This is a genomic window from Rhizobium sp. M1 (genome assembly GCF_002531805.1).
Classification (GTDB): domain Bacteria; phylum Pseudomonadota; class Alphaproteobacteria; order Rhizobiales; family Rhizobiaceae; genus Rhizobium; species Rhizobium etli_C.
This window is the reverse complement of the sequence record NZ_NWSW01000011.1, coordinates 125,147-148,574: the sequence shown is the minus strand read 5'-3', so window position 1 is coordinate 148,574 and position 23,428 is coordinate 125,147. Positions and strand designations below refer to the sequence as shown.

The following is a 23,428-nucleotide window of genomic DNA, read 5'->3' as shown; positions in this document are numbered from 1 at the left end:
TAGGGGGTCCGAAGGACGGGTCGAGACCAGTGGCTCGACCCAGGTAAAGGTGCCGGCAGGCGGATGAGGGGGCGGCATGCACTCTCGTTCAATCTGAGGTAATCAAAACGGAGAATCGGATCATGGCGACCATCGCAGCTGAAACGGATGAAGGACGGCAGGCCGGGCGCAGACTGAGTCTCTCCCCCTCCGCCATCTCCTATCTCCAGGCGACCCCGCTGATCGCCATTCTCGGTTTCTTCTTCCTGCTGCCGATCGCCATGATCGCGGTCGTCAGCTTCTGGGACTACGACTTCGCCGGCCTCTATCCCGATTTCCTCACCATGAACTACACCGATACGCTCGGTTCGTGGGTCACATGGAAAACCTATCTCAACACGCTGAAATTCACCGCCATCGTCTGGGGCCTGACGCTCGTCATCGGTTTCTGGGTCGCCTATTTCCTGGCCTTCCACATCCGCAAGACCTCGACGCAGATGATCCTCTTTCTCGTCTGCACCGTGCCGTTCATGACCTCGAACATCATCCGGATGATCTCGTGGATCCCCGTGCTCGGGCGCAACGGCCTCGTCAATTCGACGCTGATCGAAATGGGCGTCATCCCGCAGCCGATCGAATGGCTGCTCTATTCCGATTTCGCCGTCGTGCTCGCGATGGTGCACCTCTACACGCTGTTCATGGTGACGCCGATCTTCAATACGCTGATGCGCATCGACCGGTCGCTGTTCGAGGCGGCGCGCGATGCCGGCGCGTCGGGCTGGCAGGTGCTGTGGAACGTCGTCATCCCGCTTGCCAAACCCGGCATGGCGATCGGCACGATCTTCGTCGTCACCCTCGTCATGGCCGATTTCTCGACGGTGCAGGTGATGTCCGGTGGCCAGAGCGCCTCGGTGGCGCTGATGATGAAGAACCAGATGTCGCTGCTGCAATATCCGGCCGCTGCCGCCAATGCCGTGGTGCTGCTGGCTGTGGTGCTCTTGATGGTCGCGGCCATCCTGCGCGTCGTCGACATCCGCAAGGAGCTTTGAGATGAACCACGAAAAACGCGGCCTCGAATTCTATCTGCTGGCGCTCTTCTTCGCCGTCTTCGTGCTCTTCCTCTACGGTCCGCTCTCGGCGATCCTCATCCTCTCCTTCCAGGGACCTGACGGCGGCCTGACCTTCCCGATGAACGGCGTTTCCACCCATTGGTTCTTCAACCTGTTCGAAAAGCAGGCGGTCGGCGATTTCGGCGCTTCCTTCCGGCGCTCCTTCACCCTCGGGCTGATGGTGATGGTGGTGACGGTCGTCGTGTCGCTGCTCGCCGGCCTTGCCTTCCGCCGCCGTTTCCGCGGTTCGACCGTGCTGTTCTATGCGACGGTCGCGAGCCTCGTCGTGCCGTCGATCATTGTTTCGCTCGGCATCGGCGTCGTCTTCCAGGAGGGCGGGCTGAAGCCCGCCTGGTATTCCTCGGCCTTTGGCGCGCATCTGACCTGGACACTGCCCTTCGGCGTGCTGATCATGTTCGCCGTCTTCAACCGCTTCTCGCCGGCCTATGAGGAGGCGGCGCGCGACCTCGGCGCTTCCTCCTGGCAGACCTTCCGCCATGTCGTGCTGCCGATGATCGCGCCGAGCCTGGTTGGTGTCGGCCTGTTCGGCTTCACGCTCTCCTATGACGAATTCGCCCGCACGTTGATGACGTCTGGCACCTATAATACGCTGCCGCTCGAAATCTACGGCATGACGACCAACGTCACGACGCCGGTGCTCTATGCGCTCGGCACGGTGACGACGCTGTTTTCCTTCACCATCATTCTCATCGCGCTCGGCATCATGACCATGCTCAGCCGGCGACAGGCAAAGATCCACTGACATGCGCATCCTCATCGTCAATCCGAACACCACCGCCTCCATGACCGAAAAGGCGGCGACCGCCGCGCGCGCGGTGGCCGCATCCGGCACGGAAATCATCGCCGCCACCGCGCGCATGGGGCCGGTTTCCATCGAGGGCCATTATGACGGGGCGCTGGCGATCCCCGGCCTGCTTGTCGAACTGAAGGAACGGCAGGCGACCGGCTACGACGCGGCTGTCATCGCCTGCTTCGACGATACCGGGCTCGACGCGGCACGGAGCTTCGCCGATGTGCCGATCCTCGGCCTCTGCGAATCCGCAGTTGCAACGGCCGGTTTCCTGGCGCAGCGCTTCACGGTCGTGACGACGCTGGAGCGCTCGCGGGTGCTGATCGACAATCTGGTGCGCCGTTACGGCATGGGCGAGCGCGCCAAGGTGCGGGCTTCCGACATTCCGGTGCTGGAACTCGAAGATGCGGCATCGGGTGCGATCGGCAAGCTCAGGGCCGAGATCGAGCGGGCGCTCGCCGAAGACGGCGCCGAGGCGATCGTGCTCGGCTGCGCCGGCATGACCGATCTCGCAAGGGAATTGCAGGAAATCTACGGCGTGCCAGTCGTCGACGGTGTTGCGGCCGCCGTCAAGCAGGCCGAGGCGCTGGTGTCGCTCGGGCTTTCCACCAGCAAGCGCGGCTCCTACGCCTCGCCGCTGCCGAAACCCTTCACCGGAGCGATGAGCGCCTTCTCGCCGATTGGGAAGCTCGGCTGAGCCATGGCCGTTTCCTTCGACTTCAAAGAGCTTTCCGAGCGCGAGCGTTACAAGCTGATGATCGGCACGATCATTCCGCGGCCGATCGCGCTGGTGACGACGGTCGATGAACACGGCCGGATCAATGCCGCGCCCTTCAGCTTCTTCAATTGCCTGTCGGCCGATCCGCCGATCCTGGCGATCGGCGTCGAGAACAATGCCGACATGTCGTTCAAGGACACCGGCCACAATATCCGCATGACCGAGGTTTTTACGGTCAATATCGTCTCCTTCGCCATTGCCGAGGCGATGCACGTCTGCGGTGCTAAGTATCCGCGCGGCGTCGATGAACTGAGAGAAGCCGGCTTGACGGCGCTGCCGGGCGAGAAGGTGGCATCACCCTATATCGCCGAGGCGCCGGCCGCCTTCGAGTGCCGGCGGCATGTGACGCTTGAGCTTGGTCGCTCGCGGCAGATCGTCATGGGCGAGATCGTCTATGCACATTACCGCGACGGCGTCGTCGATCCGGAACGGCTGCATGTCGATCCGGCCGCGATCGATGCCATTGCACGCCTCGGCGGCGATACCTGCGCCACAACGCGCGACCGTTTCGAGATGCTGACGCCGAAGCTCTGACATCAGGGCAGGTCCAAGTTTTGCTTTACTTTTTCGCCTCCGGCGAGAATGGTCTGCAACGGATCATTGCGGCAGAGGAGCGCCTTATCATGACACTCGACGACGATCTCAACCGGATCGCGGAGCAGGAAAAAGCGCTGAGCTTCGACGCCTTCGACCTGACGACGGCATGGCAGCTCGGCAAACTCCTGCAGGAACTCGCCACCGAGCGCGGCCTCGGTGTTGCGATCGACGTGACCCTGCATTCGATGCCGGCCTTCTATGCGGCGCTGCCCGGCGTGACCCCCGACAACGTCAACTGGGTTCGCCGCAAGCGCAACATGGTGCTGCGTTATTTCCGCAGCAGCTATGCCTCGGGCCTGAAGCTGAGGAAAGACGGCAAGACCGTCGAGGACAACGGTCTTTCCGGAGACGATTACGCGCCGCATGGCGGCAGTTTCCCGATCAACGTCAAGGGCACCGGCTGCATCGGCGCCGTCACCGTCTCCGGCCTGCCGCAGCGCGACGACCATAATCTCGTGGTCGAGGCCTTGGCGCTGATGCTGGCCAAGGATCTGGATACGCTGCGGCTCGCCCCGCTTTGAGCGGGGCGTTGGCTGTGCCGGCGGGTGCCGGACCAGTGAAGCTCAGAGCCTGCCGCCGGCCTCGGCGATGCCCTTCGTCAGGCTGCCGGTTGCCGGGAAGAGCGGGATGAGGCAGGCCTGCAAGGCGTGATAGATGTCGCCCTTGCCGGGGAAGAGCGAATGTGAGGGAACGAGATCCTCCGTCAGTTCCTCGTGCCAGCCGCCATTCTTGTGGTCGATGAAGGCGCGCTCGATGACGTTCCAGATCTTGCGGTAGCATTCCTCATGGTAGTCGCTCGGCAGGTGCTCGTTGAGGAAGTGGGCGGCGGCAGCGCCCTCGCAGGCCGGCCACCAGAGCTTGTTGCGCTTGGCGGGTTTGTCGTTCCAGTCGAGCGTATAGAAGAAGCCGCCCTTGTCGCTGTCCCAGCCGAGTGCCATCGACTGCTCGAAGAGCGCCTTGGCCGCATCCGGCATCCATTCGATGCGTTTGCCGCCGAGCACCCAGAGCTGCAGGATGAGGCGGGCCCATTCCAGCCAGTGGCCGGGCGTCGTGCCGGCCGGGCGGAACATTTCGTTCGGATGATAATATTGCTTGTCGAGCTTCCATTCGGCGTCGAAATGTTCGGCGACGCGCCAGTCGACCGAGCCGGCCGCGCGGCGGATGACGAGATCGGCGATGCTTTCGGCCTTGGCGAGGTATTGCTTGTCGCCTGATGCTTCGAAGGCGGCCATCAGCGCTTCGGTCAGGTGCATGTTGGAGTTCTGGCCGCGATAGGCGCCGCCGTCGAGCGGCTGCCAGTCGGCGGTGAATTCCTCGGCGATCGCGCCGTGGCGCGGTTCCCAGAACTTCGTGTTGAGGATTTGGGTAATGTCATCAAGCATGCCGTCGGCGAGCGGATGGCCGATCGTCTTGGCGGAGGAGGCGGCGAGCAGCACGAAGGCGTGGCCGTAGCCCTGCTTGTTGCTGTCGACCGGACCATTGTTGTCGAGCGACCAGAAATAGCCGCCATTTGTTCGATCGCGGTGATGGTTCCAGAGATAGTCCATGCCGTGGTCGACGAGGTCGGCAGCACCCGGACGGCCGAGCAGCGCGCCGATGGCAAAACAATGCACGGCGCGCGCGGCGATATGGATGCTGCGGATCTGCCCCTCGGCGTCGAGCGGCTTGCCGCTATCGTCGAGATCGTAGAAGCCGCCCTTCGGATTGACCGAATTGTGCTGGAAGAAATCGAAGAGGCCATTCGCCTGGTCGAGCAGCCAGTCGCGGTGATAGGCGCGGCTCGTCCAGTTTCCAAGCAGGGGTGCCATGATACTCCTCCGATTTCGTGGGCAATGCGTATCGATTGCCTATATAGAGGCCGTTCAAGCCTGTCATCCGCTGAGACTTGCAAAGCACGAAATCGATAGGCATATATTGACATAAAGATATCTTTATGTGATTTGGACTGTCTGGTCTTACGACGTCAAGGAGCCTCCCGTGTTTGACAACCTCTTTGGTCCGGAAACGGGCAAGCGTGACGGCAATGAAGTTTTCGCAGCGCTGCGCAAAGCCGCCAGCGAGCGCATCCTCGTCCTCGACGGCGCCATGGGCACGCAGATCCAGGGGCTCGGCTATGACGAAGACCAGTTCCGCGGCACCCGCTTCATCGGCTGCGCCTGCCACCAGAAGGGCAATAACGACCTTCTGATCCTGACCCAGCCGGATGCGATCGAAGAGATCCATTACAAATACGCCATGGCCGGCGCGGATATTCTCGAGACCAACACCTTCTCCTCGACCCGCATCGCCCAGGCCGATTACGAGATGGAAGGCGCCGTCTACGACCTCAACAAGGAAGGTGCGGAGATCGTCCGCCGGGCAGCGCTGCGGGCCGAGCGCGAGGACGGCCGCCGCCGCTTCGTCGCCGGCGCCATCGGCCCGACCAACCGCACCGCCTCGATCTCGCCCGACGTCAACAATCCCGGCTTCCGCGCCGTCACCTTCGACGATCTGCGTTCCGCCTATGGCGAGCAGATCGACGGTCTGATCGACGGCGGCGCCGACATCATTCTGATCGAGACGATCTTCGACACGCTGAACGCCAAGGCGGCGATCTTCGCCTGCGAGGAGCGCTTCGAGGCCAAGGGCGTGCGCCTGCCGGTGATGATCTCCGGGACGATCACCGACCTTTCCGGCCGCACGCTCTCCGGCCAGACGCCGTCGGCCTTCTGGAACTCGGTGCGCCACGCCAATCCCTTCACGATCGGGCTGAACTGCGCGCTCGGCGCCAATGCGATGCGCCCGCATCTGCAGGAGCTTTCAGGCGTCGCCGACACCTTCATCTGCGCCTATCCGAATGCCGGCCTGCCGAACGAATTCGGCCAGTATGACGAAACGCCGGAGCTGATGGCGGCGCAGATCGACAGCTTCGCCCGCGAAGGCCTGGTCAACATCGTCGGCGGCTGCTGCGGTTCGACGCCTGAGCATATCAAGGCGATCGCCGAGACCGTCGCCAAGTACAAGCCGCGGCCGATTCCCGAGCATCGCCCCTTCATGTCGCTGTCGGGCCTCGAACCCTTCGAGCTGACCAAGGACATTCCCTTCGTCAATGTCGGCGAGCGCACCAACGTCACCGGCTCGGCGAAGTTCCGCAAGCTGATCACCAATGCCGATTACACGGCAGCGCTCGATGTCGCCCGCGACCAGGTCGAGAACGGCGCCCAGGTGATCGACATCAACATGGACGAGGGCCTGATCGATTCCGAAAAGGCGATGGTCGAGTTCTTGAACCTGATCGCCGCCGAGCCCGATATCGCCCGAGTGCCCGTGATGATCGACAGTTCGAAATTCTCGATCATCGAATCCGGCCTGAAGCGCGTGCAGGGCAAGCCGATCGTCAACTCGATCTCGCTGAAGGAAGGCGAGGAGAATTTCCTTGCTCAGGCCAGGCTCCTGCACAATTACGGCGCGGCCGTCGTCGTCATGGCCTTCGACGAGACGGGGCAGGCCGACAATTACCAGCGCAAGGTCGATATCTGCACCCGCGCCTATAAGCTTTTGACCGAAAAGATCGGTTTCCCGCCCGAGGACATCATCTTCGACCCGAACATCTTCGCGGTGGCGACCGGCATCGAAGAGCACAATAATTACGGCGTCGACTTCATCGAGGCGACGCGGACGATCCGTGAGCGCATGCCGCTCGTGCATATCTCTGGCGGCGTCTCGAACCTGTCCTTCTCGTTCCGCGGCAACGAACCCGTGCGCGAGGCGATGCACGCCGTGTTCCTCTACCACGCCATTCAGGCGGGCATGGACATGGGCATCGTCAATGCCGGCCAGCTGGCGGTCTACGACAATATCGACCCCGAACTCCGCGAGGCCTGCGAGGACGTGGTGCTGAACCGGCGTCCCGACGGCACCGAGCGGCTGCTCGAAGTGGCCGAGCGCTTCCGCGGCGCCGGCGCCAGGGAAGGCCGGGTGCAGGATCTCTCCTGGCGCGAATGGAGGGTCGAGAAGCGCCTCGAACACGCGCTGGTCAACGGCATCACCGAATTTATCGAGGCCGATACCGAAGAAGCGCGCCAGCAGGCCGCCCGGCCGCTGCACGTCATCGAAGGGCCGCTGATGGCCGGCATGAACGTCGTCGGCGACCTCTTCGGCTCGGGCAAGATGTTCCTGCCGCAGGTGGTCAAATCGGCGCGCGTCATGAAGCAGGCTGTCGCCGTGCTCCTGCCCTATATGGAAGAGGAAAAGCGCCTCAACGGCGGCGAAGAACGTCGTTCGGCCGGCAAGATCCTGATGGCGACGGTCAAGGGCGACGTGCACGATATCGGCAAGAACATTGTCGGCGTCGTACTGGCCTGCAACAATTACGAGATCGTCGATCTCGGCGTCATGGTGCCGGCGACGAAGATCCTCGAAACGGCGATCGCCGAAAAGGTCGATGTCATCGGCCTTTCCGGCCTGATCACGCCGTCGCTCGACGAGATGGTGCATGTCGCGGCCGAGATGGAGCGGCAGGGTTTCGAGATCCCGCTGCTGATCGGCGGCGCGACCACCAGCCGCGTGCATACGGCGGTGAAAATCCATCCCGGCTACAACAAGGGCCAGGCGATCTACGTCACCGATGCGAGCCGCGCCGTCGGCGTCGTCTCGGCGCTGCTGTCGCCGGAGACGCGCCAGGGCTATGTCGACGATACAAGAGCCGAATATGCCAAGGTGGCGGCCGCGCATGCGCGCAGCGAAGCCGAGAAGGTGAGGCTGCCATTGCCGCGGGCGCGTGAGAATGCCCATAAGATCGACTGGCCGGCCTACCAGCCGACGAAGCCGCAATTCTTCGGCACGCGGGTGTTCGAGGATTACGATCTGGCCGACCTTGCGAAATACATCGACTGGACGCCGTTCTTCCAGACCTGGGAGTTGCGCGGCCGTTTCCCTGCCATCCTCGAGGACGAGAAGCAGGGCGAGGCGGCGCGGGCGCTGTGGGCCGATGCGCAGGCGATGCTGAAGAAGATCATCGACGAGAAGTGGTTCCGGCCGCGCGCCGTCATCGGCTTCTGGCCGGCCGGCGCCGTCGGCGACGATATCCGCCTGTTCACTGACGAGAGCCGCGGCCAGGAACTGGCTACCTTCTACACGCTACGTCAGCAGCTTTCGAAGCGGGACGGACGGGCGAATGTGGCGCTCTCCGACTTCGTGGCGCCCGTCACAAGCGGCGTCCAGGATTATGTCGGCGGTTTCGTCGTGACGGCCGGGATCGAGGAGATCGCCATCGCCGAACGCTTCGAACGGGCGAATGACGACTATTCCTCGATCCTGGTCAAGGCGCTTGCCGACCGCTTTGCCGAAGCCTTTGCCGAGCGCATGCACGAGCAGGTGCGGCGCGAATATTGGGGCTATGCCAGGGATGAGCACCTCAGCAACGAGGACCTCATCGGCGAAGCCTATGCCGGCATCCGTCCGGCCCCAGGCTATCCCGCTCAGCCCGACCACACCGAGAAGAAGACGCTCTTCAAGCTGCTCGATGCGGAACGCACTGCGGGCGTGAAGCTGACGGAAAGCTATGCGATGTGGCCGGGCTCCTCCGTCTCCGGTCTCTATATCGGCCACCCCGACTCCTATTATTTCGGCGTCGCCAAGGTGGAGCGCGATCAGGTGGAAGATTATGCCAAGCGCAAGGGCATGGAAGTTTCCGAAGTCGAGCGCTGGCTCGGACCGGTGCTCAATTATGTGCCGCGCAAGGCGGATGACGAGATCGAGGACGCGGCCTGATCTGGCGAGTTTCGCAGTCGCTTGAGGCGGCGCGCTCAGGAACTGATTCAATGAATGAAAAGCCGGGAAGTGATTCACTTTCCGGCTTTATGATTTGTGGTTCGATAATTATCCGCATCTTCGAATTCGGTAGCGGAATTCATGGTGAGGTGATATGGTTAGCTAAGTTAGCTAATGAGGACTGCGATGCAGGTTACCATTCATGCCGCGAAGACCAATCTGTCGAAGTTGATCGACGCCGCCCTTTCCGGTGAGGAAGTGGTGATCGCCAAAGGGCATAAGCCTGTCGTGAAGATCATTCCGATTGCGCAATCTTCCTTCAAGATCGGCCTGCTCAAGGGACAGGTTGCTGGAAATGGTCCGGACTTTTTCGAGCCCATGGATGGAAGCGATCTTGCTGCCTGGGAAGGGACCGAGTGAATTCGCTTCTGCTCGACACCCATGCCTGGGCATGGTCGCTGACCGGCGACCAGCGGCTTTCGGCCAAGGCGGTCGCTCTGATCGAAAAAGCGGAGACTATTCTCGTCAGCCCGATATCTCTGTTTGAAATCGGGCAGAAGGTTCGTCTCGGCAAATGGCCAGAGATGGAGCCTTTCATCGGCCGGTTGCCGGAACTGTTGCAGGAGCAGGGTGGCATTGCCGCTGCCCTGACACCGGAAGTCTGTCTGGCTGCAGCCATGATGGACTGGGCCCATCGCGATCCGTTCGACCGGCTTCTTGCCGCGACCGCCATGCAGAACGGGATACCGATCATTTCCGCCGATGTGATCTTCGACGAACTCGCCGGAAACCAGCTTTGGATCGCCCGCTTCTGGTAGGCTCAGGTCACCCCGATCGTCAGCTCGGCGACGAAATCATAGGCATCGCCGCGATATAGGGAGCGCGTGAATTCCACGGCGCGGCCGGAGCCGAGATAGGAGATACGCTCGATCGACAGGCCGGCGGCGCCGACGGGGACGCCGAGAAGCTGGGCGTCGGCTTCCTTCATATTGGTGGCGGAAATGCGCTGCACGGCGCGCACCGGCCGGACCTGGAGGCGTTCGAGTTCGGCGTAGAGCGAATTGGTGACGACGGACGGATCGGGCAGGAATTCACCGGAGACGCTGGCATTCTCGATTGCCAGCGGCTGATCATCGGCGATGCGCAGGCGGGAGAGGCGCGAAACTTTCACGTCGGTGCCGAGACCGAGAATCATCATCTCGTCGGGCGAGGGGGTGTGGACACCCTTATGCAGCCATTCGGAGCGGGAAGTCATCCCGCGGCGCGCCATGTCCTCGGTGAAGGAGGTGAGCTGCGACAGGCGCTGCTCGACCTTGGAGACCGGTTTGGCGACGAAGGTGCCCGACCCGTGGCGGCGCACCAAGAGGCCGTCGGCGACGAGTTCGTCGATCGCCTTGCGCACGGTGACGCGGCTGACAGCGGCGAATTCGGCGATATCACGTTCCGGCGGCAGCGCATCGCCGTGACCGAGCGTGCCGGTGCGCACGGCCTCTTCGAGCGTGCGGCGCAGCTTGACATAGAGCGGGCCGGTGCCGGCGGCCTGCAGGCGTTGCAGGGACAGGAGGGTAGCGAGGTCGTCGGTCATGCCGCACCTCTCTGCCGGTCGTTCAAAAGCTTGACGGCAAGTTCCACCGCACCCTGCAGGGCATCGCCCCTGGGGCTGGCAAGCCGCGATCTGTAACGTTCGGAAAGCCACGGCTCATAGGCTCCGGCAAGGCCGCCGAGCAGGCAGATCGATGGGCATTCGGGCCAGAGCAGCGCGTCAAGGCTTTCGCCGATCGCCGTTGCCGCATCCGTGACGATGCCGACCGCGACGGCATCGCCCTTGGCCGCATGGTCGAAGACGATAGGCGCATAGCGGGCAAAATCCGTCGGTCTTGCCGAATGCGCGAATTCGACGACGCGCTCCGGGTCGTTGCCGTATTCGCTCATCAGCGCTTCGGTGATCGCAGAAGCCGGGCGCACGCCGTCATGGGAAAGTAGAGAACGCTCCATGAGGTCGCGGCCGAGGCGGGCGCCGCTCGCCTGGTCGCCGACGACGAAGCCCCAGCCGCCGATGCCGTTCAGCCGGCCATTTTTGCGGGCATTATAGACCGAGCCGGTGCCGAAGGCGCCGACGATGCCGTCGGAGTCGCCGAGCGCGCCCTGCAGGGCGATCAGCGCATCGGTGACGACCCGGCCTTCGGCAAAGGGCAGGGCCTTTTCGATTCGCTGGCCATAATCCGTGACATTGGCGCCGGCGACGCCGACGACCGAGGCAACCGACGAGATCGTTTCATCGGCAAGCCCGGCATCGCGCAGCGCTTGCCGGGCGGATTCGACGATGTTGAGAAGAGAGTTTTCCAGGTCGGACAGGATGTTGGCCGGGCCTGCTTTGCCGCGGCCGATGATATTGCCGTTTCTGTCTGCGACCGCGGCCCGGCAGCTCGTTCCGCCGCCGTCTATGCCGATTGCAAGCTCCGTCATCGGGCCTCCGAATGTGCCGTTCCCCGCTTTTTTAATACAATACCAAAAAAATACCATTTACCAAGTGGGAAAGACGGAGAAAATTCGTCTTTTTATCATATTGATTTTATTGATTAAAATTTTTTAATGAATTTTTGGAGGGCGAAAAGTTAAAATCGACTGGACAATTGGTATTTTTTTGGCCTTAATTCGGTAAAAGGGAACAGCACATCGAAGCCAACGAAAACCGGCAGCAAAGCCAAGTTGGAACCGCTTCGAAGATGATCGAGAACGACCCCGCCGCCTGTCAGGCCGGTGGCGAAGTTCAGCATCCATCGGCTTTTCCCGATCGATTTTGCCGCGCCCGATGCAGGTGATGGGGCAACGCGCAGTCCGGCCGCAAGCGATCCGCCTTGCGTCCGTCGAGCTTTCGGGGCCGGCAGGTGCTGGCGGCCCTCCAAGAGGCGTTGGGTGTTTCCTCAAGCACGCCAACTGCTTGTTTCAGATCGAAAACAGCGCCTTGCGGCGCTCAAAACACAGGAGAGGGAAATGAAAAACACTGCTCTGAAAAGCCTGCTGCTTGCCTCCAGCCTGCTGACGTCGGCCGGTCTCGTGCATGCCGCCGACGTCACGCTGACGCTCGAAAGCTGGCGTAATGACGACCTGCAGATCTGGCAGGAAAAGATCATTCCGGCCTTCGAAGCGAAGAACCCGGGCATCAAGATCGTCTTCTCGCCGACCGCGCCGACCGAATACAACGCCTCGCTGAACGCCAAGCTCGATGCCGGTTCCGCAGGCGACATCATCACCTGCCGTCCGTTCACCTCGCTCGAGCTCTTCAACAAGAAGCAGCTTGTCGACATCACCAGCCTGCCGGGCATGGAGAACTTCTCTCCGGTCGCCAAGGCCGCCTGGACGACCGACGACGGCAAATCGACCTTCTGCGTGCCGATGGCTTCTGTCATCCACGGCTTCATCTACAACAAGGATGCCTTCGACAAGCTCGGCATCTCCGTGCCGAAGACCCAGGACGAATTCTACGCAGCGCTCGACAAGATCAAGGCCGACGGCACCTACATCCCGCTCGCCATGGGCACGAAGGACCTCTGGGAAGCCGCCACCATGGGCTACCAGAACATTGGCCCGAACTACTGGAAGGGTGAAGAGGGCCGCGAAGCCCTGATTGCGGGCAAGCAGAAGCTGACCGATCCGGAATGGGTCAAGCCCTATGAGGAGCTTGCCAAGTGGAAGCCTTATCTCGGTGACGGCTTCGAAGCGCAGACCTACTCGGACAGCCAGAACCTCTTCACGCTCGGCCGCGCCGCGATCTATCCGGCCGGTTCCTGGGAGATTGCGCTGTTCAACACGCAGGCGCAGTTCAAGATGGGCGCCTTCCCGCCGCCGGTTCCGAAGGCCGGCGACACGGGCTACATCTCCGACCATCCCGATATCGGCGTTGCCCTGAATTCGAAGAGCAAGCATGCCGAGGAAGCCAAGAAATTCCTCAGCTGGGTGGCTTCGCCCGAGTTCGCCGATATTTACGCCAATGCGCTGCCGGGCTTCTTCAGCCTGAACTCCACCCCGGTCAAGATGTCCGATCCGCTCGCTCAGGAATTCGTTTCCTGGCGCGGCCCGTACAAGTCGACCATGCGCTCGACCTACCAGATCCTGTCGCGCGGCACGCCGAACCTTGAAAACGAGACCTGGGTCGAGTCGGCCAACGTGATCAACGGCACAGATACGCCGCAGGTCGCTGCCGAAAAGCTCCAGAAGGGCCTCGACAGCTGGTACAAGCCGGCCAAGTGACGATGCGGAGGGGCGGCGTTTGCAGCCCCTCATCCGGCCTGCCGGCCACCTTCTCCCCGCTCGCGGGGGGAAGGAGACTCGCAGCGACCTCCCAGAGCCCAATGTCATCAGGGCGTGTACCCTCTTCCAGGCGGATAGAGGGTTAGGGCGGGAGCATATTTTCCATCTCAGCTGCGCCTCGCGGCCATTCGACAAGAACAGGCAAAAGCCATGAGCGAAACCGACAAGGCGATCGATATCGTCCCGATCAAGCGCCCGGTGCGCTGGCACATCTTCGTCTTCATGCTGCCCGCGGTGATCGTCTATTCCGCCGTCATGGTGCTGCCGCTCATCGAGACGCTCAGGCTTTCGCTCTACAATACGGTCGACGGTCAGCCGGCCTTCGTCGGGCTCGCGAATTTCAAGGTGCTGTTCGGCGATCCGCGCTGGGCGCGTGATTTCTGGAATGCGCTCGTCAACAACCTCATCTTCTTCGCCATCCATATGTGCGTGCAGAACCCGATCGGCATTGCGCTTGCTGCCCTGCTTTCGGTGCCGAAACTGCGCGGGGTGGCCTTCTACCGCACGGCGATATTCCTGCCGACGCTGCTTTCCTTCGTCATCGTCGGCTTCATCTGGAAGCTGATCCTGTCGCCGATCTGGGGGGTGGCGCCCTGGATGCTCGATCTCATCGGGCTGAAATTCCTGTTCGCGCCCTGGCTCGGCAAGCCCGGCTCGGCGCTGATCGCCGTGTCGCTGATCTCCAACTGGCAATATATCGGCATTCCGATGATGCTGATCTATGCCGCGCTGCTCAGCATCCCCGAAGAGGTGATCGAGGCGGCCGAATGCGACGGCATCACCGGCTGGGCGCAATTCTGGAAGATCAAGCTGCCGCTCATCCTGCCGGCGATCGGCATCATCTCGATCCTGACCTTCGTCGGCAATTTCAATGCCTTCGACCTGATCTACACCGTGCAGGGGGCGCTGGCCGGGCCTGACATGTCGACCGACATTCTCGGCACGCTGCTCTACCGCACCTTCTTCGGTTTCCAGCTGCAGCTCGGCGACCGCTCGATGGGCGCGACGATCGCTACCGTGATGTTCCTCATCATCCTCGCCGGCGTCTCGCTTTATCTCTTCGTCATCCAGCGGCGCATGCGTCGCTACCAGTTCTGAGGAGCGCGCATGTCCAAGGCACGCACATCTCCCATCCGCACCGGCCTCGTGCATCTGGCGCTCTCCGCCTACACGCTGGTCGCGCTGTTTCCTGTCTTCCTGACCATCGTCAACTCGTTCAAGGATCGCGCCTCGATCTTCCGCGCGCCTTTGATGATCCCGACGCCGTCGACCTTCAGCCTGGTCGGTTATCAGACGGTGCTGGGGCAGGGCGATTTCGCCACCTATTTCCAGAACAGCTTCGTCGTGACCATCGTCTCGATCCTGCTGGTGCTGCTGTTCGGCGCCATGGCGGCCTTCGCGCTGTCGGAATACCGTTTCCGCGGCAATGCGCTGCTCGGGCTCTATATGGCGATCGGCATCATGATCCCGATCCGTCTCGGCACGGTGGCGATCCTGCAGGGCATGGTGGCGGCCGGCCTCGTCAATACGCTGACGGCGCTGATCCTCGTCTATACCGCGCAGGGCATACCGCTCGCGATCTTCATCCTGTCGGAGTTCATGCGCACGGTTTCCGATGATCTCAAGAATGCCGGGCGCATCGACGGGCTTTCCGAATACGCGATTTTCTTCCGTCTGGTGCTGCCGCTGGTGCGCCCGGCCATGGCAACCGTCGCTGTCTTCACGATGATCCCGATCTGGAACGATCTCTGGTTCCCGCTGATCCTGGCGCCCTCCGAGGCCACGAAGACGGTCACGCTCGGCTCGCAGATCTTCATCGGCCAGTTCGTCACCAACTGGAATGCGGTGCTGGCGGCACTGTCGTTGGCGATCCTGCCGATCCTCGTCCTCTACGTCATCTTCTCGCGGCAGCTGATCCGCGGCATCACCTCGGGAGCCGTCAAGTGAGCCAGGAAAAACCGATCCGCGTTCTCGTTGCCGGTCTCGGCAATATGGGCCGCAGCCATGCGCTCGCCTATCACAACAATCCCGGCTTCGAGATCGTCGGTCTCGTCAACCGCTCGACGCCGAAGCTGGAGCCCGAGCTGCAGGCCTATACGGTTCATCCCGATTTCATGACGGCGCTGGCCGAGCTGGAGCCGGACCTCTGCTCGATCAACACCTATTCCGACAGCCATGCCGATTATGCCGTCGCCGCTTTCGAGGCCGGCTGCCATGTCTTCGTCGAAAAGCCGCTGGCGACCACCGTCGCCGACGCCGAGCGTGTCGTGGCAGCGGCGAAGAAGGCGGGGCGCAAGCTGGTGATCGGCTATATCCTTCGGCATCACCCGTCCTGGACGAAGCTGATCGAGGAAGCGCGCAAGCTTGGCCCGCCTTACGTTTTCCGCATGAACCTCAACCAGCAGTCCAGCGGTCCGACCTGGGCGACGCACAAGTCGCTAATGCAGACGACCTCGCCGATCGTCGATTGCGGCGTGCATTATATCGACGTCATGTGCCAGATCACCGATGCCAGGGCGGTCGAGGTGCGCGGCATGGGACTGCGGCTCTCCGATGAGATCGTCGCCGGCATGTATAATTATGGCCACCTGCAGGTGCTCTTCGAAGACGGTTCGGTCGGCTGGTACGAGGCCGGCTGGGGGCCGATGATTTCGGAGACCGCCTTCTTCGTGAAGGACGTGATGTCGCCGAAGGGCGCGGTGTCGATCGTCATGGATCCGAACGCCAAGTCCGACGATATCGACACGCACACCAAGACTTCGGTGATCCGTCTGCACACGGCCGAGACCGGCCCGGACGGCAAGTTCATCCGGCCCGACCAGGATATGAGGATGACGGGCGAGCCCGGTCATCAGGCGCTCTGCGACCTGGAACAGGCCTTCATGCTGAGGGCGATCCGCGAGGATCTCAACCTCGACCGCCATATGGCGGATACGGTGGCGTCGCTGCGCATCTGCCTTGCCGCCGACGAGAGCGTGCGTACCGGCCAGCCGGTCAGATTGTAAGGAAAAATCAGTGGGATCGCTTCAACTCAAATCCATCCGCAAGACCTATGGCACGCATGAGGTGCTGAAGGGCATCGACCTCGAAGTCAAAGACGGCGAATTCGTCATCTTCGTCGGGCCGTCGGGCTGCGGAAAGTCGACGCTGTTGCGCAGCATTGCAGGCCTCGAGGACGTCACCTCGGGCGCCGTCGTCATCAACGGCCGCGACGAGACGCTGACGCCGCCGGCCAAGCGCGGCATCGCCATGGTGTTCCAGTCCTATGCGCTCTATCCGCATCTGACGGTCAAGGACAATATGGGGCTTGGCCTCAAGCAGGCGGGCACGCCCAAGGGCGAGATCGACAGCCGCGTCGGCAAGGCCTCCGGCATGCTGTCGCTGGCGCCCTATCTGGCGCGGCGTCCGGCCGAACTATCAGGCGGCCAGCGCCAGCGCGTCGCGATCGGCCGCGCCATCGTGCGCGAACCGGAACTCTTCCTGTTCGACGAGCCGCTGTCGAATCTCGATGCGGCGTTGCGCGTCCAGACGCGTCTCGAAATCGCCCGGCTGCACCGCGGCCTGAAGGCGACGATGATCTATGTCACCCATGACCAGGTCGAGGCGATGACGCTGGCCGACAAGATCGTCGTGCTGAATGCCGGCACGATCGAGCAGATCGGCTCGCCGATGGAGCTTTACAATCGCCCGGCCAATGTATTCGTCGCCGGCTTCATCGGTTCGCCGCAGATGAATTTCATCGCGGGGGAGAAGGTCGGCGACCACAGCGCCAAGACGATCGGCGTGCGTCCCGAGCATATGACGCTGTCGCGCGAGCAGGGGAGCTGGGCGGCGAAGGTCGTGCATGTCGAGCATCTCGGCGCCGACACGATCATCTATCTGGAATCCGATCAGTACGGCCTGCTGACGGCACGCCTCTTCGGCGAGCACCAGTACGAGCCCGACGAGATCGTCTATGCGACGCCGGACCAGGCGCGTGTGCATCGCTTCGACGCGGATGACCGGGCGATCCGCTGAACGATCCCATCATTCCGAGCGATGAAAAAAGGCGCCGTTTTCGCGGCGCCTTTTTGCATGAACGGTATGCGCGAAATCAGTCGCGGATGACCAGCAGATCAGCTGCCATAAAGCGCAGCGTCACGGTTTCGCCGGCCTGCGGCGGGGTGACGCCGGGGCTGTTGAACATGTCGAAGGAGATGACATTGCCGCCGACATTCATGCGGGTGCGGATGACCGAGCCCAGGAAGTGGGCCGAGACGACCTGGCCGGTCAGCGCGGTATCGCTTCTGGCGGTGTCGGAGAGCGAGCCCGCTTCCGGGCGCAGCGCCAGCGAGATGGTTTCGCCGGCCTTGTGGGCTGCGACCGACTGCTTCAGCGTGATCTTCTGATTGCCGATCTGGATGCGGTTGGCGTCGGGATCGACGACCTTGGCCTCGATCAGGTTCAGCGTGCCGACGAAGGAGGCGACGAAGCGCGTCGCCGGCTTGTTGTAGATCTCGAAGGGCGAGCCGATCTGGTCGGCCTTGCCGGCATTCATCACCACGATGCGATCGGAGATCGACAAGGCTTCTTCCTGATCGTGGGTGACGAAAACGGTGGTGATGCCGAGCTGCTGCTGGATCTGGCGGATTTCCTCGCGCAGCGACACGCGGATCTTGGCGTCGAGCGCCGACAGCGGCTCGTCGAGCAACAGCACCTGCGGCTTGACGGCGAGCGCGCGGGCAAGTGCGACGCGCTGCTGCTGGCCGCCCGACAGCTGGTAGGGATAGCGGTCGGACAGGTGATCGAGCTTGATCAGGCCGAGCATCTCCTTGACGCGGGCGTCAATTTCCGGCTTCGGCGCGCCGGCGACCTTAAGGCCGAAGGCGACGTTGTCGTGCACGGACATATTAGGGAACAGGGCATAGGCCTGAAAGACCATGCCGATATTGCGCTGGTTCGGTTTCAGCGCGCTCTGGTCCTTGCCATTGATGGTCAGCGTGCCGCCGGTCGGCGTTTCGAAGCCGGCGATCATGCGCAGAACCGTCGTCTTGCCGCAGCCCGACGGCCCGAGGAAGGAGATGAATTCGCCCTTCTCGATGTTCATGTTGAAATTCTTGACGACCTGAACCGGGCCGAAGGATTTCTGGATGTTGTTCAGTGTGAGAAAAGACATGAGCCAGTTACCTTAAGCCTTTGCCGGGCGGGCTTTGCCGAAACGGGAAACGAGATTGAGCAGGCCCATGCTGAGCCAGGTGATCGAGAAGGCGATGACGGCGAGCGCCGAAGGCTCATAGGCCTTGTTGGCGCCGACGAGCTGCAGGTAGGGGCCGAAGGCCGGGCGGTTGAGCAGGGCGGCGAAGGTGAACTCGCCCATGACGATCGCGAGCGTGATGAAGGCGCCGGAGAGCACGCCGCTCATGACATTAGGGAAGATGCAGCGGAACATGATGGTCGTCCAGCGGGCACCGAGGCTTTCGGCCGCCTCCGTCAGCGTGCGGACGTCGATGGCGCGCATGGCGGTATCGACGGCGCGGTACATGTAGGGCAGCGACAGAGTGATATAGGAGAAGACCAGCAGGGCGTTGGTGCCGGTCGTCGAACCCGTCAAGGGCAGGTAGGACGACGAGTTGTACATTCTGAGGTAGCCGAAGACGATGACGATCGCCGGAATGACCAGCGGCAGCAGCGTGATGAATTCGACGACCGGGCGCATCTGCGGCAGGCGCAGCCGCACCCAGTAGGCCGTCGGCACGACGAGCAGCATGCCGAAAACTATGGTCAGCAGCGCCATCAGCATGGAGTAGCCGAAGGTCTCGCGGAACTGGGCGTCCGAGAAGACCGACTGATAGGCGTCGAGGCTGTATTCGCCGCGGCGCATGCGCAGCGAAAACTCGATCGTGCCGAGCAGCGGAATGATGAAATAGGATGCGCCGAGAATGATGGCGATCCAGGCTCCAAGGCGTTGTGTTTTCATTTCTGCCACCGCTCGGCGCGCATGCGCAGCATGAGGTAAAGGACATTGGAGACGCCTGTGATGACGATCATGCCGAGCGCGATGGCGTAACCAAGATTGGCGTTGTGCAGAACGTCGCCGCGGATCTGCGCGTAGAGCAGGATCGGCACGATGTTCAGCGAGCTGCCGGTCAGCGCGAAGGCGGTGGCGATGGCGCCGAAGGCGTTGGCGAAGAGCAGGAGCGTGGTGCCGAGCAGGCTCGGCCAGAGGATCGGCAGGGCAACCATCGTCCAGTATTGCCGGTTGGTGGCGCCGAGGATCTCAGAGGCCTCGCGCCATTCCTTCTTCATGCCGTCGAGTGCCGGCGTCAGGATCAGCACCATCAGCGGGATCTGGAAATACATATAGGTGATGGTGAGACCGAAGAAGGACAGCAGGTTGAAGCCGGTGCCGTAGAGATTGAAGCCGAACCATTCCCTGAGGAAGACCGTCACGAGGCCGGTGCGGCCGAGCGTTGCCAGGAAGGCGAAGGCAAGCGGCACGCCGGCGAAATTCGAGGCGACGCCGGAAAAGGTCAGCAGCGTCGAGCGCACCGAGGCGGGCAGGCCGCCGAGCACGACGGCCCAGGCGAGGAAGAAGCCGATCAGCGCGCCGCCGAGAGCGGACGCCACCGAGACCTTGATACTGATCCAGTAGGCGCTCATGATCGATGGAGTAAAGAGATCACCGATATTCCTCAGCGTGAAATCGCCTTCGGGCGTCAGGAATGCGCCCGCCACGAGATAGAGCGTGGGGATGATCAGGAACAGCAGAGAAAAAATGATGAAGGGCGCAATGCCCAGCCAGTCGATCACGCGGTCTTTGTTGATCAAGGGGGCGCTGCTCACCATCGGCGTGGAAACGGTACTCATGAAAAGCTCATCCTGGGCATCGGAGTGAGAAAACCTCCCCGCCTTTAAGGGCGGGGAGGCCGGATCGGAGTTTACTTAACGTTGGCGCCGACGACGCTATCCCAGTTCTTGGTGATGGCTTCCTTGCCGGCGGCCTGCTCTTCGAGCGTCGGGAAGACAGCCTTTTCATAGGCTGCTGCCGGCGGCAGCTTGTCGAGCAGTTCCTTCGGGATCTTGTTGTTCTTGGCAAGATCGTTGAAGCGGATCGGGTGGCAATAGCCCTTCAGCCAGCCGAGCTGACCTTCGTCGGAATAGAGATATTCCATCCAGAGCTTGGCAGCGTTCGGGTGCGGAGCGAAGGCGGAAATCGCCTGGACGTAAACCCCGGCGACGACGCCCGTCTTCGGAACGACGACTTCGAACGGCGGGTTGCCCTTCAGGCTTTCACCCCAGGACATTGCGTTGTAGTCCCAGGCGACGATGATCGGCGTGGAGCCCTGCGCGAAGGGAGCAGCCTTGCCGACGACGGGCACGAAATTGCCGTTCTTGTTCAGTTCGGCGAAGAATTTCAGGCCTTCTTCGCCTGCCTTGGCGGCGTCGCCGCCGGATGCGGAAAGACCAGCGGCGTAAACGCCCTGGACAGCCTGGTTGGCGGTGCGCGGGTCACCTGCCAGCGCGACGCTGTTTGCATAGTCGCTCTTCTTCAGATCGGCCCAGTCGGCCGGCGATTCCTTGACGAGGTCCTTGTTCACGAGGAACGAGAGAACGCCGTAATAGTCGCCGTACCAGTAGCCTTCGGCATCCTTGGCGCTGTCCGGGATCGAATCCCAGGTGGAGACCTTGTAAGGCTGGATCAGGCCGTCCTTCTTGGCGGACGGGCCGAAGGAGAGGCCGACGTCGATGACGTCGGGGGCCTGTGGGCCGGTGTTGCCCTTGTTGGCCTTGATCGCTTCGATTTCGTCGCCCGAGCCGGCATCCGGGTTCAGCTCGTTGACTTCGAGGCCATACTTGGCCTTGAAGCCGGCAATGACGTCGCCGTAGCCGCACCAGTCGTGCGGGAGAGCGATCGTGGTCAGCGTGCCTTCCTTCTTGGCGGCAGCGATAAGTTCTGCGCTCGGTTCTGCAGCGGCAATCGCGGTCGAAGCCACGATCATCGCAGTAGAAAGCGACAGAAGTCGAGAAATGTTAGAGATCACTGTTGTTCTCCTTCGGGTTTTCAGTGTCTGGCGATGCTGTTAATGAGCTTACATGAAGCTTGTGTGACGGCTGCATGACGGTAGTTTTGCATGAATAGCAGGCGCTTGTGACAGATGTTTCATTTGCGACAGCGCGGTCTGTTTCCGCAAAAATCCGCCATTGTTTTTCCTCCCTTTGGTCTTGTCCTCCTAACCCGGTTTGCGGAAGAGTTTGCTCTGCTCGAACAAGCCCTCCAGTGTCTTCATGCGTTCCTTCGTCTCATCCCAGGTGGAGTTCTGAACGGCCTCGATCAGCGCCTCGACGATGAAAAGAGTGACGACGGAGGAATCCCAGGCCGACGGCGCTTCGATCCGGACGCGGAAGGCGTGGCGGGCGAGTTTGGCGGCGGGTGAACCCCATTGATCGGTGAAGACGACGATTTCGGCGCCGCGCTTTCGGGCGGCGGTGGCGAGGCTCACCATCTCCTGCTCGTAGCGGCGGATGTCGAAGATGATCAGAATGTCGCCGGCATTCATGTTGAGGACATATTGCGGCCAGCTGCTGGAATTCGCTGACAGCAGCGTCGTCGCCGGCCGGATCACCTGCATATGGGTGAAGAAATATTCGGCAAGCGCGCCGGTGATGCGGCCGCCGACGAAATAGAGGCCGCGCTTGCGATTGGAAAGCAGCGAAGCAACGCTGTCGAAGGTCGCGGTGTCGAGATCGGTCAGCGTCTGGCGCAGATTGCCCATGATCGCATCGGCAAAACGGTTGAGAATATGGGTGCCCGGCGCGTTCTGCGCCCAGCGATCGTGCTTGGCGATCGGGTTGGAGATGGTCGCCTCGACCTCCAGATGCAAATGCGCCTGAAAGTCCGGATAGCCCTTGAAGCCGAGCTTCTGCACCATGCGCACCACGGTCGGCGTCGAGACCCCCGCATTCTCGGCGATTGTGGTGATGCTGCCGAGGCCGGAAACCGGATAATTGTCGAGAAGGCTTTCGGCCAGTTGCTTTTCAGCACGCGTCAACAGCCCGAAATGCGAGTGTATGACGTCCGAAACCGTCTTCGACGCAACTGTCACCTGATTGCTCCCCGGGATGGTCTGGCGCCATTTTCCCAATCGAAGTTAACAACGCTGTCACAATCCATGTCAACTGCTGTCATGAAAAGAAATTTTCAGAGAATGCTTGACACTCGTCAGAACCTGAAGAATTCTTTTCTAATAAGGAATTTGTTAAGGAGTGGCGCCTTTGGTGCTGGCCCGGCCGAAAATCCTCAGTGAAGCCGACGGCGATTGCGTCGGGATCGAACGCGCCGGCGGCCGGAGCCCGGTGCTTCTCGTCTGTGAGCATGCTTCGAACACGCTTCCCGTCCAATTCGGCGATCTTGGCCTGCCAGGCGAAGCGCTCGCGAGCCATATTGCCTGGGATCCGGGGGCGCTTTCGGTCGCCCGCGGCATATCGCAGGGGCTCGATGCGACGCTCGTCTACCAGCGTTTCTCCCGGCTCATCTACGATTGCAACCGGCCGCCGAGCTCGCCCGGCGCCATGCCTGAGAAAAGCGAGATCTATGCCATTCCCGGCAACAAGGATCTGACCGCCGAGGAACGGCTTGCGCGTACCGACGCGCTCTACGTGCCTTTTCACGACGCCGTTCGCGGGCTGATCCGCGATCGCCGGGCGAGGGGGCAGGACAGCGTCATCGTGACGATCCACAGCTTCACACCGATTTATCACGGCCGCGAACGCGCGGTCGAGCTCGGCATATTGCACGATGAGGACAGCCGGCTTGCCGACCGCATGCTGGACGCCGCCGCCGAGGCACCGCTCTACAGGACGGAACGCAATCAGCCTTACGGACCCGAGGACGGCGTGACCCACACGCTGATCCTGCACGGGCTTTCGAACGGCTTGCGCAATGTAATGATCGAGGTCCGCAACGACCTCATTTCAGACGATGTCGGCCAAGGGGTCATGGCCGACTATCTAAAGGGGCTGCTCCAGCAAAGTCTGGACGCCTGATAAAAAAAGAAGACCTGAGGGAGCAGTTTAACTGCGGACGTCCGCACGGCGCAAATGCCGCGGGCAATT

Annotated in this window: 23 protein-coding genes; 14 read left to right on the top strand and 9 right to left on the bottom strand. The window is 61.9% G+C overall.

Features of this window, described 5'->3' with window-relative positions; all coding sequences use genetic code 11:
• Positions 1 to 122: 122 nt before the first annotated feature.
• The 5 genes from CO655_RS12650 to CO655_RS12630 all read left to right on the top strand — a co-directional run bounded on the left by CO655_RS12650 (position 123) and on the right by CO655_RS12630 (position 3,795).
• Entirely contained in the window at positions 123 to 1,028 is a 906-nt protein-coding gene (locus CO655_RS12650; protein WP_097664880.1) for an ABC transporter permease, read from the top strand.
• A 1-nt stretch (position 1,029) separates the two neighbouring features.
• Positions 1,030 to 1,851 (top strand): ABC transporter permease, encoded by an 822-nt coding sequence (locus CO655_RS12645; RefSeq protein WP_097664879.1) that lies wholly within the window; start codon positions 1,030 to 1,032, stop codon positions 1,849 to 1,851.
• A gap of 1 nt (position 1,852) precedes the next feature.
• A complete protein-coding gene (locus CO655_RS12640) occupies positions 1,853 to 2,596 on the top strand; it encodes an aspartate/glutamate racemase family protein (RefSeq protein ID WP_097664878.1) in 744 nt (247 codons plus the stop codon).
• Positions 2,597 to 2,599: 3 nt separating this feature from the next.
• Complete coding sequence (locus tag CO655_RS12635) at positions 2,600 to 3,211, top strand: flavin reductase family protein (protein WP_097664877.1); 612 nt, start codon at positions 2,600 to 2,602, stop codon at positions 3,209 to 3,211.
• A gap of 89 nt (positions 3,212 to 3,300) precedes the next feature.
• The gene (locus tag CO655_RS12630) at positions 3,301 to 3,795 is read left to right on the top strand and encodes a heme-degrading domain-containing protein (RefSeq protein WP_097664915.1); all 495 of its coding nucleotides are present in this window, start codon (positions 3,301 to 3,303) and stop codon (positions 3,793 to 3,795) included.
• 42 nt (positions 3,796 to 3,837) lie between these two features.
• Here CO655_RS12630 and CO655_RS12625 read toward each other — a convergent pair whose 3' ends face one another.
• Positions 3,838 to 5,082, bottom strand: coding sequence for an AGE family epimerase/isomerase (locus tag CO655_RS12625; RefSeq protein ID WP_097664875.1), 1,245 nt, complete (start codon positions 5,080 to 5,082; stop codon positions 3,838 to 3,840).
• A 169-nt stretch (positions 5,083 to 5,251) separates the two neighbouring features.
• Here CO655_RS12625 and metH point away from each other — a divergent pair, with 169 nt between their 5' ends.
• The 3 genes from metH (at position 5,252) to CO655_RS12610 (ending at position 9,843) form a co-directional block, all read left to right on the top strand.
• Positions 5,252 to 9,025, top strand: a complete 3,774-nt coding sequence (gene metH, locus CO655_RS12620; RefSeq protein WP_097664873.1) for a methionine synthase — start codon at positions 5,252 to 5,254, stop codon at positions 9,023 to 9,025.
• A 186-nt stretch (positions 9,026 to 9,211) separates the two neighbouring features.
• Positions 9,212 to 9,445 carry a type II toxin-antitoxin system prevent-host-death family antitoxin gene (locus CO655_RS12615; RefSeq protein WP_010030537.1) on the top strand — a complete coding sequence of 78 codons (234 nt, stop codon included), beginning with the start codon at positions 9,212 to 9,214 and terminating at the stop codon, positions 9,443 to 9,445.
• Positions 9,442 to 9,843 carry a type II toxin-antitoxin system VapC family toxin gene (locus CO655_RS12610; protein WP_097664872.1) on the top strand — a complete coding sequence of 134 codons (402 nt, stop codon included), beginning with the start codon at positions 9,442 to 9,444 and terminating at the stop codon, positions 9,841 to 9,843. Before CO655_RS12615 ends, CO655_RS12610 begins: the two co-directional genes overlap by 4 nt.
• A gap of 2 nt (positions 9,844 to 9,845) precedes the next feature.
• On the opposite strand, the gene CO655_RS12605 is transcribed toward CO655_RS12610, so the two are convergent.
• The 3 genes from CO655_RS12605 to CO655_RS33825 all read right to left on the bottom strand — a co-directional run bounded on the left by CO655_RS12605 (position 9,846) and on the right by CO655_RS33825 (position 11,802).
• Positions 9,846 to 10,610 carry a GntR family transcriptional regulator gene (locus CO655_RS12605; RefSeq protein ID WP_016733629.1) on the bottom strand — a complete coding sequence of 255 codons (765 nt, stop codon included), beginning with the start codon at positions 10,608 to 10,610 and terminating at the stop codon, positions 9,846 to 9,848.
• Positions 10,607 to 11,491, bottom strand: a complete 885-nt coding sequence (locus tag CO655_RS12600) for an N-acetylglucosamine kinase (RefSeq protein WP_097664871.1) — start codon at positions 11,489 to 11,491, stop codon at positions 10,607 to 10,609. Before CO655_RS12600 ends, CO655_RS12605 begins: the two co-directional genes overlap by 4 nt.
• Positions 11,492 to 11,640: 149 nt before the next feature.
• On the bottom strand, positions 11,641 to 11,802 hold the full coding sequence (locus CO655_RS33825) for a hypothetical protein (RefSeq protein ID WP_170964923.1): 162 nt from the start codon (positions 11,800 to 11,802) through the stop codon (positions 11,641 to 11,643).
• A gap of 217 nt (positions 11,803 to 12,019) precedes the next feature.
• On the opposite strand from CO655_RS33825, the gene CO655_RS12595 reads away from it, so the two are divergent.
• The 5 genes from CO655_RS12595 (at position 12,020) to CO655_RS12570 (ending at position 17,353) form a co-directional block, all read left to right on the top strand.
• Positions 12,020 to 13,276, top strand: a complete 1,257-nt coding sequence (locus tag CO655_RS12595) for an ABC transporter substrate-binding protein (RefSeq protein ID WP_097664870.1) — start codon at positions 12,020 to 12,022, stop codon at positions 13,274 to 13,276.
• Positions 13,277 to 13,486: 210 nt separating this feature from the next.
• The gene (locus CO655_RS12585; protein WP_097604807.1) at positions 13,487 to 14,434 is read left to right on the top strand and encodes a sugar ABC transporter permease; all 948 of its coding nucleotides are present in this window, start codon (positions 13,487 to 13,489) and stop codon (positions 14,432 to 14,434) included.
• A 9-nt stretch (positions 14,435 to 14,443) separates the two neighbouring features.
• Positions 14,444 to 15,283: a carbohydrate ABC transporter permease gene (locus tag CO655_RS12580; protein ID WP_097664867.1), complete on the top strand. Its 840-nt coding sequence runs from the start codon at positions 14,444 to 14,446 to the stop codon at positions 15,281 to 15,283.
• Entirely contained in the window at positions 15,280 to 16,341 is a 1,062-nt protein-coding gene (locus CO655_RS12575) for a Gfo/Idh/MocA family oxidoreductase (protein ID WP_097664866.1), read from the top strand. Before CO655_RS12580 ends, CO655_RS12575 begins: the two co-directional genes overlap by 4 nt.
• Before the next feature lie 10 nt (positions 16,342 to 16,351).
• Positions 16,352 to 17,353, top strand: a complete 1,002-nt coding sequence (locus CO655_RS12570) for an ABC transporter ATP-binding protein (protein WP_097664865.1) — start codon at positions 16,352 to 16,354, stop codon at positions 17,351 to 17,353.
• A gap of 76 nt (positions 17,354 to 17,429) precedes the next feature.
• Here the strand turns inward: CO655_RS12570 and CO655_RS12565 are convergent, their stop codons facing one another.
• The 5 genes from CO655_RS12565 to CO655_RS12545 form a co-directional block, all read right to left on the bottom strand.
• Complete coding sequence (locus CO655_RS12565; protein ID WP_097664864.1) at positions 17,430 to 18,491, bottom strand: ABC transporter ATP-binding protein; 1,062 nt, start codon at positions 18,489 to 18,491, stop codon at positions 17,430 to 17,432.
• 12 nt (positions 18,492 to 18,503) lie between these two features.
• Positions 18,504 to 19,292: an ABC transporter permease gene (locus CO655_RS12560; RefSeq protein ID WP_097604821.1), complete on the bottom strand. Its 789-nt coding sequence runs from the start codon at positions 19,290 to 19,292 to the stop codon at positions 18,504 to 18,506.
• Positions 19,289 to 20,182, bottom strand: coding sequence for an ABC transporter permease subunit (locus tag CO655_RS12555; protein ID WP_097664863.1), 894 nt, complete (start codon positions 20,180 to 20,182; stop codon positions 19,289 to 19,291). Before CO655_RS12555 ends, CO655_RS12560 begins: the two co-directional genes overlap by 4 nt.
• 71 nt (positions 20,183 to 20,253) lie before the next feature.
• Positions 20,254 to 21,357: an ABC transporter substrate-binding protein gene (locus tag CO655_RS12550; RefSeq protein WP_097604826.1), complete on the bottom strand. Its 1,104-nt coding sequence runs from the start codon at positions 21,355 to 21,357 to the stop codon at positions 20,254 to 20,256.
• Positions 21,358 to 21,546: 189 nt separating this feature from the next.
• Positions 21,547 to 22,419, bottom strand: a complete 873-nt coding sequence (locus CO655_RS12545) for a MurR/RpiR family transcriptional regulator (protein WP_010032517.1) — start codon at positions 22,417 to 22,419, stop codon at positions 21,547 to 21,549.
• A 169-nt stretch (positions 22,420 to 22,588) separates the two neighbouring features.
• On the opposite strand from CO655_RS12545, the gene CO655_RS12540 reads away from it, so the two are divergent.
• The gene (locus CO655_RS12540) at positions 22,589 to 23,359 is read left to right on the top strand and encodes an N-formylglutamate amidohydrolase (RefSeq protein WP_010032518.1); all 771 of its coding nucleotides are present in this window, start codon (positions 22,589 to 22,591) and stop codon (positions 23,357 to 23,359) included.
• The last annotated feature ends 69 nt before the right edge of the window (positions 23,360 to 23,428 follow it).

Bases quoted from the DNA above. Each gene is read 5' to 3' on its own strand.
- CO655_RS12650 (WP_097664880.1), top strand. From the start codon at position 123: ATGGCGACCATCGCAGCTGAAACGGATGAAGGACGGCAGGCCGGGCGC.
- CO655_RS12595 (WP_097664870.1), top strand. From the start codon at position 12,020: ATGAAAAACACTGCTCTGAAAAGCCTGCTGCTTGCCTCCAGCCTGCTG.
- CO655_RS12645 (WP_097664879.1), top strand. From the start codon at position 1,030: ATGAACCACGAAAAACGCGGCCTCGAATTCTATCTGCTGGCGCTCTTC.
- CO655_RS12630 (WP_097664915.1), top strand. From the start codon at position 3,301: ATGACACTCGACGACGATCTCAACCGGATCGCGGAGCAGGAAAAAGCG.
- CO655_RS12580 (WP_097664867.1), top strand. From the start codon at position 14,444: ATGTCCAAGGCACGCACATCTCCCATCCGCACCGGCCTCGTGCATCTG.
- CO655_RS12605 (WP_016733629.1), bottom strand. From the start codon at position 10,610: ATGACCGACGACCTCGCTACCCTCCTGTCCCTGCAACGCCTGCAGGCC.
- CO655_RS33825 (WP_170964923.1), bottom strand. From the start codon at position 11,802: ATGCTGAACTTCGCCACCGGCCTGACAGGCGGCGGGGTCGTTCTCGAT.
- CO655_RS12560 (WP_097604821.1), bottom strand. From the start codon at position 19,292: ATGAAAACACAACGCCTTGGAGCCTGGATCGCCATCATTCTCGGCGCA.
- CO655_RS12555 (WP_097664863.1), bottom strand. From the start codon at position 20,182: ATGAGTACCGTTTCCACGCCGATGGTGAGCAGCGCCCCCTTGATCAAC.
- CO655_RS12640 (WP_097664878.1), top strand. From the start codon at position 1,853: ATGCGCATCCTCATCGTCAATCCGAACACCACCGCCTCCATGACCGAA.
- CO655_RS12625 (WP_097664875.1), bottom strand. From the start codon at position 5,082: ATGGCACCCCTGCTTGGAAACTGGACGAGCCGCGCCTATCACCGCGAC.
- CO655_RS12635 (WP_097664877.1), top strand. From the start codon at position 2,600: ATGGCCGTTTCCTTCGACTTCAAAGAGCTTTCCGAGCGCGAGCGTTAC.
- CO655_RS12615 (WP_010030537.1), top strand. From the start codon at position 9,212: ATGCAGGTTACCATTCATGCCGCGAAGACCAATCTGTCGAAGTTGATC.
- CO655_RS12600 (WP_097664871.1), bottom strand. From the start codon at position 11,491: ATGACGGAGCTTGCAATCGGCATAGACGGCGGCGGAACGAGCTGCCGG.
- CO655_RS12565 (WP_097664864.1), bottom strand. From the start codon at position 18,491: ATGTCTTTTCTCACACTGAACAACATCCAGAAATCCTTCGGCCCGGTT.
- CO655_RS12585 (WP_097604807.1), top strand. From the start codon at position 13,487: ATGAGCGAAACCGACAAGGCGATCGATATCGTCCCGATCAAGCGCCCG.